Here is a 14,354-nt window from a genome sequence, read left to right on the forward strand (position 1 = left end):
GTTTCTACCTCCGTGGATCTGGGTGTTGCTGGGCGCGATCAGCGCGAGACGCGGATCGGCATGATGAGGTACCGGTACCCCGGAATGACCTCTCCATCCTCGCCGGCGGGGGAGATCACCGCGGGCTTGAAGGCGTCGACGAACGAGAGCACGGCGGTCTGGGAACCCAGGTTGGTCAGACCGTCGATGAGGTACTGCGGGTTGAACCCGATGGTCAGCGCGTCACCGGTGAAGGTGGCCTCCATCGCCTCGCTGGCCCGCGCCTCCTCGGAACCGCCGGCCTCGACCACCAGGCCGTCGGCGCTGAAGCTCAGCAGCACCGGGGTGGTCCGCTCGGCGACCAACGCGACCCGCTTGACAACCTCGATGAGGGTGCTGACGGGCACCCGGGCAGCGGCGTTGTGGGTGGCCGGGAAGAGCGAACGCACCGGCGGGTAGTTGGCGCCGTCGAGCAGGCGGCTGGTGGTGCGCCGGGTGCCGCCGGCCAGGCCGACCATGCCCTCGCCGGCAGCGCCCTGGGCCAGGGCGAGGGTGACCTCGCCACCCAGCGGTCCGAGGGCCTTGGCGGTGTCGTTCAGGGTGCGGGCCGGCACCAGGGCGTTGATGCTCACCTCGGGGTCGTCCGGCTGCCACTGGATCTCGCGCAGCGCCAGCCGGTAACGGTCGGTGGCGAGCATCGACAGCGTGCTGCCGGAGAGCTCGACGCGGACGCCGGTCATCATCGGCAGGGTCTCGTCCCGGCCGGCCGCGATGGCCACCTGGGAGACCGCTGTGGCGAACGCTGCCGCGTCGACGGTGCCGGCGCTCTGCGGCATCTCGGGCAGCGCGGGGTAGTCCTCCACCGGCATGGTGGGCAGGGTGAACCGGGCGCTGCCGCAGACCAGCTCAAGGTGGGCGCCGACCGCGGCGATGTCCACCGGCTTGGCCGGCAACGCCTTGGTGATCTCGGCGAGCAGGCGGCCGGAGACGAGCGCGGCGCCGTCGGCGTCACCCTGCACCTCGACGGTCACCTGGCTGGAGACCTCGTAGTCGAACCCGGAAACCCGCAGGTTGCCGTCGGTGACCCGGAGCATCACCCCGGCGAGCACCGGTACGGATGGCCGGTTGGGCAGGCTTTTCGCGGTCCACGCCACGGCCTCGGCGAGCGCGTCGCGCTCTACTCGGAACTTCATCAATGCCTCCGCGTCGACGTCAGCGACAACTCTCTCATGCCGACCGCTGCCTACCGTCCCGCCCGACCGTGCGGGTACCCATCGCACCTTAGGGCGCGGGGGTATCGGCTGTGCGCCCGACCCCATGGTTCGCGTCGGTGCTGACCTGTTGATCGGGCAGCGTTCGGCACGATCCACAGAAAGCCCAACGGTGATGATTGGTTTTTGTTCTCTTAGAAGAGATAACTCATCGTCTTCATCGCACCTGTGCAAACTGTGGAAAACCCGGGTCTGCGCAGCTCAGACAGGTTATCCACAGGTGATTTAGCTGTGGATAATCGGGGGTACAACCGGCTTGCCTGTCCACAGCGCGATCTCGGCGGCCGGTTGTCCACCGTTGTCCACCGGTTGTCCACCGGTAATCCACCGACTTTCTCCCCAAGCCTGTGGATGACGATGAAGATCACCATTGCCGTCATCCCCAGAACCTTCAACAGCTCGTCCACAGGCCGACGGTCATCGGTGGAAAACGTGACAGTTGTCCCCAGGCGTCCACAGCTCCGTCCACAGGGTTTCTCCACAGCCTGTGGGTAACCGGCGATGGACGGTCCGTAGTTATCCACCGACGGTGGACAACGAGCTGTGGACAACGAGTGGGAGTCGAGGCGGTCACGGCCACCATGCTGTGGCCTACACCATGTCGAGAGTCCAGTCGGAGACCCGAAAAAACGCCCGGCCGAAGATCCGGCCGGGCGTTTCCTGGGCTGCGTGCCGCCACGACGGCGGCGTACGCCTCAGCTGTTCTGCTTGATCCGGTTGGTCAGCTCGGCGATCTGGTTGTAGAGCGAGCGACGCTCCGCCATCTGCTGACGGATCTTCCGGTCGGCGTGCATCACCGTGGTGTGGTCCCGGCCACCGAAGGCCTGCCCGATCCGGGGCAGCGACAGCTCGGTCAACTCCCGACACAGGTACATGGCCACCTGCCGAGCGTTGACCAGCACCCGGGACCTGGACTGACCGCGCAGGTCCTCCAGACTCACCCCGAAGTAGTCGGCGGTCGACGCCATGATCTGGTCGGCGTTGATCTCCGGCCCGGCGCCGTCGGGCATGAAGTCCCGGAGCACCTCCTCGGCCAGGGACAGCTCGACGGTCGACCGGGTCAGGCTGGCGAACGCCGTCACCCGGATCAGCGCACCCTCCAGCTCCCGGATCGAGTTCGACACCCGGGAGGCGATGAACTCCAACACGTCCGGCGGGGCGTACATCCGCTCCTGCGCCGCCTTCTTCTGCAGGATCGCGATCCGGGTCTCCAGGTCCGGCGGCTGGATGTCGGCCAGCAGCCCCCACTCGAACCGGGTTCGCATCCGGTCCTCCAGGGTGGCGAGCTGACGCGGCGACCGGTCGGAGGTGATCACGATCTGCTTGTTGGCGTTGTGCAGGGTGTTGAAGGTGTGGAAGAACTCCTCCTGCGTACGCTCGCGGTTCTCCAGGAACTGGATGTCGTCGATCAACAGGATGTCGACGTCGCGGTAGCGCCGCTGGAACGCGCTTGTCTTGTCGTCCCGGAGCGAGTTGATGAAGTCGTTTGTGAACTCCTCGGTCGAGACGTACCGGACCGAGCGGGCGTTGCCGAGCGTCGTGGCGTAGTGCCCGATGGCGTGCAGCAGGTGGGTCTTGCCCAGCCCGGAGTGCCCGTAGATGAACAGCGGGTTGTACGCCTTCGCCGGTGACTCCGCCACCGCGACGCTCGCCGCGTGGGCGAACCGGTTGGACGACCCGATGACGAACGTCTCGAACATGTACTTCGGGTTGAGCCGGTTGCCGCCGGTGTCGGCGCCGGGCAGCCGGCGGTCGTCGCGGCCACCCGCCCGGTGGTCCACTCCGCTGCGCCCCGGGCCGCTGTCCGTGCCGCCGTCGCGAGGCATCGCGCGGATCACGTGCTGGTCGCGCGGCGACCCCGAATCTTCCCGGTAGCGCGGCTCGTAGGGCCGGGTGTCCGGGCCGGGTGGGTCGAGGCGCGCGGCGTGCTCGTCGTAGCCACGCCGGTCCGGTCCTGGTCGGGACGGCCGCATCGGTTCCGCGAACGCGGCGCTGAACAGCGCCTCCTGTCCGTCCCTGCTGGCCGGAATCAGGCCCGACCGGTGGCCGTCGATGGTCGGCGAGAGCGGCGGACCCGCCGGGGCGGGAGGCGCGACCGGGTCGGGCATCCGGGGGGCGTGTGACTGCTCGGGCACCACCGGGTCAGCGGCCGGCCGAACACCGTGGTCGTCGTCGAGTGGCGCGGCGGCCGGGCCCTCGACGTCGAGCGGCCCGATCTCCGGCGCGCTGCGGTAGACGGTGCCGGCCGGTCGGCCCGTGGCGTCCTCGGCCACCCGAACGGTGACCGCCACCTGGATCGGCCGGCCGAGCCGGCGGGTGAGCGCCTCGGTGATCGCCGGGCGCAGCCGTGACTCGATCACGTCGCGGGTGAACGCGTCCGGCACAGAGAGCAGCGCGGTGTCCTCGACGATCGCCCGCAGCCGGGTCAGTCGGAGATAGGCGCGCTGCTGAGCGGAGATGATCTCGTCGGCAAGCTCGTCGGTCGCCGCTAACCACACTGCGGCGAGGTCGGTTGTACCGGCCACCGTCGTGCCACCCCCTCGCCTCTGCTCCCGGCCGCCGCTGTCTGCCAGCCGGCCATCCCGGGCCCGCCGCGTTCGCGGGTGGAACAACACCCCACCCGGACGGTCGACCGGTGGTCATCCACAGGTTATCCACAGCCTGTGTACCGACCGATTGTGGCCGCCGCCGGACGCGGGTGGGACCTGCCCCCTGCCTGACCGGGCGCTGAAGCGGGTTCACCGTGCCGAACGATTCACTGCCTTGTCCGGTCTTGCCTGCGCGACGACCGGAGCTTGAAGACGCTCACCGCAATCGGGCACGGTAACAGCGTTGTCCCTGCGCCATCAACCGGCGACGCGGCGACACCCTTGTCGGCATCAGCGAAAACCACCCTTCGGCCTCGGGCGCGTCCTGTTGGCCGCTACTCGGGGTGTTTGACGGTCATTGCCCCCCTGCGTAGGCTGGAATGGCTGCTTTCTCGCCCTCTGCTAGGGTGATGGGTGCTTGCTGTCCGCGGTCGCATCCCCCGCATCGTCGAGGTCCCGCACCGCCGGACAGCACCGATCGGGGGCCACCGTCGAGGTGGCCTGGACACCACCCCACGACCCCGGCGATCCCGTCGCGCGGGGCGCGTACGAAAACGGAGAGCCTGACGTGAGCAAGCGCACCTACCAGCCGAACAACCGCCGGCGCGCGAAGACCCACGGCTTCCGGCTGCGCATGCGCACCCGTGCCGGCCGTGCCATCCTCTCGAGCCGTCGCGCCAAGGGTCGCACCACCCTGTCGGCCTGAGCCGACCGGGCCGGTCAGGGGACGTGGGCAGTCGTGCTGGCCGCCGCGCAGCGACTGCGGCGCAGCACTGACTTCGCCGCAGCGGTTCGCGGTGGCCGACGCGTCGGACGAGGCGCCGTCGTGGTCCACCTGACCGTGCCGGTGACCGCCGACCCCAGCATTTCGACCATGTCGGAGCCGGTGCGGGACAACAGCGCGGAGCAGTCGTCCGCGCCGTCCCGCGCCGGCTTCGTCGTGTCCAAAGCTGTCGGCAACGCGGTAGCCCGCAACCGGGTCAAGCGTCGACTGCGGGCACTGGTCCGGGACCGGTTGACCGCCCTGCCCGCCGGCAGCACCCTGGTCGTCCGGGCGCTGCCCGCAGCGGCGGAGGCGTCGTATCCTCGCCTCGCCACCGACCTGGATGCCGCCATCGCGGTCGCCCGGTCGCCCCGCGAGCGGCGGTCCCGATGACCGACGCCGAGAAGACCAGTCCACGCGCGCCGACAACCGGTGCCAAGGTGCTGATCGCGCCCATCATCGCGTACCGTCGGTGGATAAGTCCGGCGCTGCCGGCCCGCTGTCGGTTCTACCCGTCATGCAGTGCGTACGCCCAGGAGGCGGTCGCTCGGCACGGCGCGCTCCGGGGAGCGGCGCTGGCGGTCCGGCGGCTGTTGCGCTGCCACCCCTTTCACCCTGGTGGACATGACCCGGTGCCGGAGCCGGGCGGCCGCCGCCGTGCTGATGTGACTGGAGCCCCGAATTGAGTCTGAGTCTCGACTGGATCTACTACGCGATTTCGTGGATCCTGCTGACCTGGCACTCTGCCTGGGACGCCATCGGGGTGCCGGTCGGCGCGGTGATCGGCACCAACTTCGCCTGGATCCTGTCCATCATCTTCCTGGTGGTCACCGTCCGGGTGATCCTGTTCCCGGTCTTCGTCAAGCAGATCAAGTCCCAGCGGGCGATGCAGGCGCTCCAGCCCAAGGTCAAGGAGCTTCAGGAGAAGCACAAGGGTGACCGGGAGACGCTCCAGAAAGAAATGATGGAGCTCTACAAGAAGGAGAAGGCCAACCCGCTGATGGGTTGCCTTCCGATGTTCCTTCAGATCCCGGTCTTCCTGGGTCTTTTCCACACCTTGAAGCGGCTGGACCCGGCAAACCAGGGCAAGACCCTGTACGGGTGGAGCGTCGACCAGTTCGAGAGCGCCTCGCAGGCGAAGCTCTTCACCGCCCCGATCGCCGGCAAGTTCGGCTCGACGGCCGACGAGTTGTCCCGCCTCGGCGCCACCGGCAGCACCGTCAAGATCATTGCGGGCATCCTGGTCCTGGTGATGATCGCGACCACCTACCTGACCAGCCGTCAGATGATCCTCAAGACCGGCTGGGCGGAGGACCCGCAGCAGCGGATGATCCAGCGGCTGATGCTCTACGGCATCCCGGCGTCGCTGCTGATCTCCGGCGCGATCTTCCCGATCGGCGTCATCATCTACTGGGTCACCAACAACCTCTTCACCCTCGGCCAGCAGCAGTGGGTGCTGCGGAAGTTCCCGCCGCCGGTGACCGCCAAGAAGGCCGTCGCCCCCGCCGCCACTCGCAACCCGGTGCAGCCCGCCAAGTCCGGTGGCCTGTTCGGTCGTGGCAAGGCGGCCCCGCCGGCGCCGGTCAAGGCGACCGCACCCAAGGTGGCCGGGCCGAAGCCAGGGGCCAAGCCGGCGAACAACCCGAAGAAGAGCCGTCCCGCCAAGCGGCAGGGCTGACCTCTGAGGGCCGTCGCCGGGTGACCGGCGGCGGCCCGTTCCGCACCGCGCAGCCGCCGTCAGGTGGCGCCGAGCGGAACCGACCGCGCACCGTGCGGCCACGGGCGACACTGCCCGTACAGACGTGCCCGCGGGCACCGGCGACCTCCCGCCGGCCCCGGGAAACCAGTCGGACCCGACGGTCCGGCCGAGCGAGTACGGAGATGAGACCGTGACCGAGACCAGCATCCCCCGCGCCGAGCAGTCCCTGGACGAGGAGGAGACCGCAACGCTCGCGGTGGACGGCGACGACACCGATACCGACGACGACAGCGCGGCCGACGAGGACACCGACACCGCCGCCGGCGGCAGGGTGAAGAAGGCGGTGAGCGAGGGCGACCTGTTCCGGCAGAGCGAGATCGCGGCCGACTACGTCGAAGGACTCCTCGACATCCTCGACTACGACGGCGACATCGACGAGTTGGTCGCCGCTGGGCGCCCGATGGTCGAGGTCGTCGGCGAGCGGTTGCAGAACCTGGTCGGCCAGCGTGGAGCCACCCTGGAGGCACTTCAGGAGCTGACCCGCCTCGCCGTCTTCCGGCAGACCGGGACGCCGAGCCGCCTGCTGCTCGACGTCGGCGGCTACCGGTCGAACCGCCGCAAGGAACTCGCAGCGGTCGCCAAGAACGCCGTCGAGAAGGTCAAGGAGTACGGCGAGCCGGTCCGCCTGGACGCGATGTCCGCGTTCGAGCGCAAGTGTGTGCACGACGTGGTCAACGCCATGTCCGGTGTGGCGAGTGAATCCGAGGGCGTTGAGCCGAACCGGCGCATCGTCGTACGGCCGGCGGACTGACCGGGTGACCCACGACGACAGCACGGCCGATGCCGTGACCGGCCCGGGCGGCACGCCGCTCGGGCCGTCCGCTGTCCGGCCACCTACCCCCGACGCCGACGACGCCGATGACGCGACTCAGCGCGACTCTGCCCCGTCACCAGCCGACGCGGCGCTGCCGCCCGAGCTGGCCCCGGCCGCGCTGACCCTCTTCGGCGATCGTCTCGACCTGGCCGCCGCGTACGCCGAGTTGTTGGTCACCGACGGGGTGGTCCGCGGTCTGATCGGTCCCCGAGAGGCACCTCGCATCTGGGATCGGCACCTCCTCAACTGCGCTGCGATCGCCGAGCGGATCCCGTCCGGCGCGACCGTTCTCGACGTCGGCTCCGGTGCCGGTCTGCCGGGTCTGGTCCTGGCCATCGCGCGGCCCGATCTCACTGTCACCCTGATCGAGCCGCTGGCTCGACGCACGTCGTTCCTGATCGAGGTCGTCGAACGACTCGGTCTGACCAAGTCGGTGCGGGTGTTCCGCGGTCGGGCGGACGAGGCGGCTACCGGGTCGAGCGGTCGGGAACCGATCAGCGGTGAGGTGGTGACTGCCCGCGCGGTCGCGCCACTGGATCGTCTGGCGGGCTGGAGTCTCCCCCTGGCGGTCCGTGGTGGCCGGCTGCTGGCGCTGAAGGGTTCGTCCGCGGCGGCGGAGATCGAGGAGCACGCCGAGGTGGTGGCGCGACTCGGCGGCGGGGAGCCGGCGGTGCACCTCTGTGGGACCGGGGTGATCGACCCGCCCACCACCGTCGTGGAGATCGTGCGGGAGCGGATGGTCGGTCCGGCACGGGCGGCGGCCAACAAGCGCTCCCGGAGCGGCCGCTCCCGCCGACGCTGACACGTCGGGTCATCGGGCTTCCGGCGGGCGGGTTGCCTCGTTGTACCGGTACGGATGGACAAGGGGATGAGAACCCGACGTGGACCGGCCGCGCCCGTCCGCCGTAGGCTGACCGCGCGTCGATAGTGTGGAGAGGGCGACGGACGTCGCGGGTCTCCGACCGCTCCCGCGGGCCGTACGCTCCGGGTTGCGAGCGTGGGTGTGGCCAAGTTGACCGGGGCGCGGACCGACCATCCGAAGCGGGCAGGGATGACAGGTGCATGACGACGGCAGGTACGACGATCCACGCGTGACCGGGTCGACAGACGATCCCGTTTCACGTGAAACCGACTACCCGAGCTGGTCGCCCGGCGCGACCGGGCCAGCGACCCGACCTGCGGACGGCGATCCGCCGGTGTTCGGCGAAGATCCAACGGCTCAGCAGACCGGGCCCGAAGTCGTGGACCCGGCTGCGACACGACGGACGTCGGAGGGGTCGACCCGACCGGCCAACGTCGTTGAGGTACGGCAGACGTTGGGACGGCGCAACACCGCGAAAGCGGTTCGCTTCGAGCCGGCGGTCCCGCACCAACCCGGCGCGGCGGCTGTTCGGGACTCCGCGCCGGTGATCGCCGACCCGCCGGTCACCTCGACCGAGTCGTTGGCTGCCGTCGCGACCGACCCCACGTACGTTTCACGTGAAACCCCGACGCGCGAAGAGGATGACCCACCCTTGGCTATGGAGGCGATGCGCGCCGTGCAGATCCTGAATCCCAGTGGCGAGGTGACCATGCCTCGGCCCGACCGGACCCGGGTCATGTGCGTCGCCAACCAGAAGGGCGGCGTGGGCAAGACCACGACCACCGTCAACCTTGCAGTGGCGCTCGCCCTGCACGGCAACCGGGTGCTCGTGGTGGACCTCGATCCGCAGGGCAACGCCTCCACCGGGCTCAACGTCCCGCACCACACCGGAATCCCGGACGTCTACGACTGTCTGATCAACAGCGTGCCCCTGGCCGAGGTGGCGCAGGCGGTCGAGGGCATCCCCAATCTCTGGTGCGTACCCGCGACCATCGACCTTGCCGGCGCCGAGATCGAGCTGGTGTCGGTGGTGGCGCGGGAGTCGCGCCTGGACCGGGCGATCGCCGCCTACCCGGGCGAGTTCGACTACGTCTTCATCGACTGCCCGCCGTCGCTCGGTCTGCTCACGGTCAACGCTTTGGTTGCCGCGCAGGAGGTGCTGATCCCGATCCAGTGCGAGTACTACGCCCTGGAAGGGCTCAACCAGCTGATCAACAACATCAACCTGGTGCGCCAACACCTCAACCCGAAGCTTGACGTCTCCACCATCCTCCTGACGATGTACGACCGGCGTACCCGGTTGGCCGATGCCGTCGAGCAGGACGTCCGGAACCACTTCGGCGACAAGGTTCTCCAGGCGGTCATCCCCCGCAACGTCCGGGTCTCCGAGGCGCCCAGCTACGGCCAGTCGGTGATGACCTACGATCCCGGATCGCGGGGTGCCACGAGTTACTTCGAGGCCGCCCAGGAGATTGCCGAACGAGGCGTCAAGGAGCCGGTGGGCCGGAATGCGTAGTGCGGACGAGTCGCTGGGAGGCGAGGCATGAAGAACCGTCCTCGGGGCGGTCTGGGTAGGGGCCTGGGAGCGCTGATCCCAACCGGGCCGGTGCCGGGTGCCGCTGGCACCTTAACCGCGGAGCCGGAGAACGAGTACGCGGACGACACCGGCACCGCGACCGTCCCGGCGGCACCCGTCGAGGCACAGGTTCACGAACCAGAGTCCACGCTCAGCCCGGTACCCGGAGCGCGATTCGCCGAGATCCCGGTAGACGCGATCCTGCCCAACCCGAAGCAGCCCCGCCAGGTCTTCGACGAGGAGGCACTGGAGGAGCTCAAGACCTCCATTCAGGAGGTCGGTTTCCTCCAGCCCATCGTCGTTCGGCAGCTCGACGACGAGAAGTACGAGCTGGTGATGGGCGAGCGGCGTTGGCGGGCCGCCCAGGCGGTGGGGCGGGACAGTATTCCGGCGATCATCCGGGACACCCGTGATGACGCCATGCTCCGCGATGCCCTGCTGGAGAACATCCACCGAGCCAATCTGAACCCTCTCGAAGAGGCCGCCGCCTACCAGCAACTGCTTGAGGAGTTCGGGGCCACCCACGAAGAGTTGGCGCGCAGGATTGGCCGGAGTCGCCCGCAGATCTCCAACACGATCCGGCTACTGAACCTGCCGGCCCAGGTGCAGCGCCGGGTCGCCGCAGGGATCCTGTCGGCGGGTCACGCCCGCGCTCTGCTGAGCCTCGACGGCACCGAGGCGCAGGAGCAGTTGGCGTTGCGGATCGTGGCGGAGGGTCTGTCGGTTCGGGCGACCGAGGAGATTGTCGCCCTGACTCTGAACGACGGGCCGCCGAAGGGGCAGGCCGCGAAGCGCCGGCCGAAGGCGCACGCGCCGGCCCTGACCGATCTGGCCGATCGACTGTCCGACCGGTTCGACACTCGGGTAAAGGTCGACATCGGCCGGAGCAAGGGAAAGATCACCATCGAGTTCGCGACCGTGGACGACCTTGAGCGGATCGTCGGGATCATCGGCGTGCAGCAGGAGGAGGGCGAGGGCTGAGCCCGTCCTCGTCGCCGACGACCGCGCACCCCTCCGGGGTAGCGCGGTCGTTCCGCATCCGGCCCGCCGCGTTTCACGTGAAACAGCCGCCGTTCCCGCTCCTCAGGCGAGGATTCCCGAACGCGGGAGTCGTTGTCGGTGGCTCCAGCGGGCCGGACCGTGACTCAGCAGCCGACACTCGGCCCACCGGACGGGACCGCCCGACGACGACTCGGTGGGCGCGTTTCACGTGAAACGGAGATCGCTTAGGCGGCGGAACTCCCTGGGGCCTCACCCGAGGATGACCATGAGGTGCCTTTGCGACCGCTGAGTGGCCCGCTGCCGCCTCGCGTGGCCCAAGGCGACCTTCCGGTGGGCCCGAACGTGCCCCAATGCCTCTCGACGCGAATGCGGCCCACTGGCTCCGCTGTTACTTCCTTGTCTCCCGTCGACGGTCGACTGCTGCCTCCAGCCGTTGGTGCGTGAGGTTCGGCGAGGGTTTGGATTCCGGTCGTTGGTGCCTGAGGTTCAACGAGGCGTCTGAGGTTGGGCGGGGGTGCCTCTGGACCTTGGTGCCTGAGGCTCGGCGGGGGCGGCTCCGGTCAGTTGGTGACTGACTGTCGGCTGGGTCACCCGCCGGCTGTTGCCTGACGATCGGCCGGGGCCTCCCGTCGTCGTTCGGTTGCTGCCTCGCGTGCCCGCCCGCCAGAATCTCCGGCGGCGTCTGACGTCCGCAGACGATTCGTCGACGGTCGGTCCATTGCTGAGGTCGCGTGTCCTCTCGGCCGCGACTGCGCGTCCTCGCGGCCTAGCCCGTGGCGTGGACGCGCCGATCAGGACTCGGCGGCTCTCCCGTCCCCCGAGCCACGTCGTGCTTGATTCAGATCGAGGTCAGGTCGGCGTGGTTGTGCGAGGGCACGCACCACTCGCCCTTGCCGTGGCGCTCCTTGGGCGGTGGCGTGGCGACCGTCTCAGTGAACCGTCGGCGTGGACCCACCCCAGAGGCGACGGCTCGGCACGGAGAACGCCTCCGGAGGTCGCTCGTGCTGTCGACGTCCGGCTGCCGATCCACGGAGGTGGTCCCTCCCGGGGCAGCTTTCGCAGCGGCAGAGGACGGCAGATCGGCCGCGGCGGCCGGCGGTGGCGAGCAGTTGTTGCCGAGCGGTTCAGCGATCTGCGGACAACGACCGACCGGCCGAAAAGTTATCCACAACCGTTGTCCACAGGCACCCCCTGTTTCACGTGAAACAGCGCGTGAGAGCGGGTGCGAGCCTGTGGATGACGGCCTGTGTTGGCGATCTCGGCAGCCTGTGGATATCGGCTCACCGCGCGGTGGTGACGTGGCACACCCGGCCGACCGAGGGCACTGATCTGGTCGGTCGGGAGCGGTCAAACAGGTAGGGACAGCGGTGCCAGACTCGGTTAGGGTCAGCGTCGTGCACGACACCCCTCCCTCAGTCCCGGACTTCACGCAGTGGCCGTCGTTTCCCTTCGAGGGGGACCTCCACGTGAAGCAACTCGATGATCCGGTCCCGGTCGAACCGCCCCGGAAGGGCGAGGGTCTCCGGGAATGCACCGCCTGCAACGCACCCGACGAGGCCTATATCTGGGTCGGCGAGCGGTGGCGGGTCCGTGCCATGGACCGGCCTACCGGCCTGCCCATGGTGCTCATCCTGGAATCGCGGACCCACCTCGACCTTGGTGACCTGCCGAACCTGCTTGCCGCCGAGCTGGGCGTGATGACCGTACGTCTGGAACGGGCCATCCGGTCGCTCGACGGTGTGGCGCGGGTACACGTCAACCGGTGGGGAGACGGCTCGGCCCACCTGCACATGTGGTTCCTCGCCCGGCCGTACGGTCGCCTTCAGTTGCGGGGCACCTTCCTGTCGCTGTGGGATTCGATCCTGCCGCCGATCTCCGAGGCGCAGTGGCGGGAGAATTTGGCGCTCGTCGCCGCCTGGCTTGCCGAGTTCGGCGGCCGTCCGCTCGCCGAGCCACCCCGTATTCAGTGGCAGGCGCCGTCCAGTCTGCTGGCCCAGTCCGCCGCCGCGGATGCCGCTGCCGCCGCGCAGGCAGCCTCGGCGGCGGCCGCCTCCGTCATCGAGGCAGCGGAGGAAACCCCGGAACCAGCGCCGGAGCCCACCGCCAGTGCCGATCACGCCGACGGTGCGGGGGCACCCGCAAACGATCCCGTGGGCCCGGACTCGGACGCCGGCTCTCCGGCCGACACCGAACGGACGAGCGGACCCGCTCGATCGGCATCCGCCACCAACGAGCCAACCGGCGCGTCCACCGCCCCAACACCCGGCACCCCAACGTCCGGCAGCGCAACGTCCGGCACCCCAACGTCCGACACCAGAGCATTCGGCACCCCACTGTCCACCGCGCCAACGTCCGGCACGTCAGCATCCGGCACGTCAGCATCCGGCGTTGCTGGCACCGACGAGTCGGCTCCTGGCGGACCCGCAGTCCCCAGCGGCGCCGCATTCCCTCGTGACCGGGCGGGCAGCACCGATGTCGAGGCCGCCCGCGGCGCGGCCAACGAGACCGCCCGAAAGGCCACCCCGGACAGCGCCACCCCGGACAGCGGCGCAGCGGGTGCTTCACCTGCCACACCCGCGCACGCCGACGGCCCGGACACGTCCGACGTACGCACGGCTCCCTGATCGCGGATCGACAATGAGGGTGGCGCGGTGGTCCAGGATCGCGGCAACCGCGCAAACCCTGTGGTCGGCCTGGGGGCAGCGCCGCACCGAGGCGGCGGCGAGTGGGTCAGGGAGCGGTGACGCGCGCCGCCGCTCGGGCGACCAGGGTGCCGAGGAGTCGGCCGAAGTCCAGCCCTGCCGCCTGCACGGCGAGTGGCAGTAGCGACGTCTCCGTCATCCCCGGGGAGACGTTGACCTCCAACACGTGTGGCTGGCCGGCAGCGTCCACGATCACGTCGACCCGGGAGAGGTCCCGCAGACCCAGTGCGGTGTGCGCGGCGAGGGCCACGTCGGCGACGGTGGCGGACACCTCCGGGTCCAACCGGGCCGGAGCGTGCCAGGTGGTCCGCCCTGCCGTGTAGCGCGCGGCGTAGTCGTACACCCCGTTGCGCGGCACGATCTCCACCGGTGGCAGCGCCTGTGGGCCGTTGCCCAGGTCGACCACGGAGACCGCCACGTCCATACCGGGCACGTACCGCTCGACCAGGGCGGTGGAGTCGTACGCGAAGCAGCCCACCATCGCGGCGGGCAGCGCCGCGGCGTCCCGGACCACCGCGCCACCCAGCCCCGATCCGCCCTGTGCGGGCTTCACCATCAGCGGCAGACCCAGCCGGTCGACGATCCGGTCCAGTACGGCGACCGCGCCAAGCTCGGAGAAGCGATCGTGTGGGAGGGCCACCCAGTCCGGGGTGGGGATGCCGGTCTCGCGGAGCACCGCCTTGGCCGATGGCTTGTCCCAGGCGACCCGGGAGGCTCGGGCGTCACAGCCGACGTACGGGATGTCGCACAGGTCCAGCACACCACGCAGTGATCCGTCTTCACCGGTGGCACCGTGCAGTGCGATGACGACGGCGTCCGGCGGGTCGGCGGTCAGCGCCGGCAGCAGGGCCACGTCGGCGTCCCGCAACTCGGCCTCCACGCCGACGGCGCGCAGTGCGTCGAGCACCCGGCGACCGGAGCGCAGTGACACGTCCCGTTCGTAGGAGAGCCCACCGGCGAGCACGACGACGCGCAGGTCGGCCGGAACGGCGGAATCGGTCACGAGGAGGCGCTCGACGGCGGTCGTACCCATGCCGG

At 69.6% G+C, this 14,354-nt stretch carries 12 protein-coding genes; 9 read left to right on the top strand and 3 right to left on the bottom strand.

The features are described 5' to 3' along the window. Positions 1 to 38: 38 nt before the first annotated feature. Both dnaN and dnaA read right to left on the bottom strand, forming a co-directional pair. Positions 39 to 1,172, bottom strand: a complete 1,134-nt coding sequence (gene dnaN / locus ABZU25_RS07860) for a DNA polymerase III subunit beta (RefSeq protein ID WP_355028556.1) — start codon at positions 1,170 to 1,172, stop codon at positions 39 to 41. Positions 1,173 to 1,945: 773 nt separating this feature from the next. Then, a complete protein-coding gene (dnaA, locus tag ABZU25_RS07865) occupies positions 1,946 to 3,775 on the bottom strand; it encodes a chromosomal replication initiator protein DnaA (RefSeq protein WP_355028557.1) in 1,830 nt (609 codons plus the stop codon). Between the two features lie 631 nt (positions 3,776 to 4,406). Here dnaA and rpmH point away from each other — a divergent pair. The 9 genes from rpmH to ABZU25_RS07910 all read left to right on the top strand — a co-directional run bounded on the left by rpmH (position 4,407) and on the right by ABZU25_RS07910 (position 13,238). After that, positions 4,407 to 4,544, top strand: coding sequence for a 50S ribosomal protein L34 (rpmH, locus tag ABZU25_RS07870; RefSeq protein WP_007453904.1), 138 nt, complete (start codon positions 4,407 to 4,409; stop codon positions 4,542 to 4,544). A gap of 33 nt (positions 4,545 to 4,577) precedes the next feature. Beyond that, the gene (rnpA, locus tag ABZU25_RS07875; RefSeq protein ID WP_355028558.1) at positions 4,578 to 4,994 is read left to right on the top strand and encodes a ribonuclease P protein component; all 417 of its coding nucleotides are present in this window, start codon (positions 4,578 to 4,580) and stop codon (positions 4,992 to 4,994) included. Then, positions 4,991 to 5,287: a membrane protein insertion efficiency factor YidD gene (gene yidD / locus ABZU25_RS07880; RefSeq protein ID WP_355028559.1), complete on the top strand. Its 297-nt coding sequence runs from the start codon at positions 4,991 to 4,993 to the stop codon at positions 5,285 to 5,287. The genes rnpA and yidD overlap by 4 nt, the downstream gene beginning before the upstream one ends. Before the next feature lie 2 nt (positions 5,288 to 5,289). Beyond that, positions 5,290 to 6,279: a membrane protein insertase YidC gene (gene yidC / locus ABZU25_RS07885; protein WP_355028621.1), complete on the top strand. Its 990-nt coding sequence runs from the start codon at positions 5,290 to 5,292 to the stop codon at positions 6,277 to 6,279. A 211-nt stretch (positions 6,280 to 6,490) separates the two neighbouring features. Continuing rightward, positions 6,491 to 7,111: a R3H domain-containing nucleic acid-binding protein gene (locus ABZU25_RS07890; protein WP_355028560.1), complete on the top strand. Its 621-nt coding sequence runs from the start codon at positions 6,491 to 6,493 to the stop codon at positions 7,109 to 7,111. A gap of 154 nt (positions 7,112 to 7,265) precedes the next feature. Further along, a complete protein-coding gene (gene rsmG / locus ABZU25_RS07895; RefSeq protein ID WP_355028622.1) occupies positions 7,266 to 7,976 on the top strand; it encodes a 16S rRNA (guanine(527)-N(7))-methyltransferase RsmG in 711 nt (236 codons plus the stop codon). Between the two features lie 256 nt (positions 7,977 to 8,232). Then, positions 8,233 to 9,552, top strand: coding sequence for a ParA family protein (locus tag ABZU25_RS07900; protein WP_355028561.1), 1,320 nt, complete (start codon positions 8,233 to 8,235; stop codon positions 9,550 to 9,552). Between the two features lie 27 nt (positions 9,553 to 9,579). Further along, positions 9,580 to 10,593 carry a ParB/RepB/Spo0J family partition protein gene (locus ABZU25_RS07905; RefSeq protein WP_355028562.1) on the top strand — a complete coding sequence of 338 codons (1,014 nt, stop codon included), beginning with the start codon at positions 9,580 to 9,582 and terminating at the stop codon, positions 10,591 to 10,593. 1,640 nt (positions 10,594 to 12,233) lie between these two features. After that, the gene (locus ABZU25_RS07910) at positions 12,234 to 13,238 is read left to right on the top strand and encodes a hypothetical protein (RefSeq protein WP_355028623.1); all 1,005 of its coding nucleotides are present in this window, start codon (positions 12,234 to 12,236) and stop codon (positions 13,236 to 13,238) included. Between the two features lie 106 nt (positions 13,239 to 13,344). Here ABZU25_RS07910 and ABZU25_RS07915 read toward each other — a convergent pair whose 3' ends face one another. Continuing rightward, the gene (locus tag ABZU25_RS07915; protein WP_355028563.1) at positions 13,345 to 14,349 is read right to left on the bottom strand and encodes a D-alanine--D-alanine ligase; all 1,005 of its coding nucleotides are present in this window, start codon (positions 14,347 to 14,349) and stop codon (positions 13,345 to 13,347) included. Positions 14,350 to 14,354 lie beyond the last annotated feature (5 nt).

Source organism: Micromonospora sp. NPDC005215 (assembly GCF_040607915.1).
Lineage (GTDB): Bacteria > Actinomycetota > Actinomycetes > Mycobacteriales > Micromonosporaceae > Micromonospora.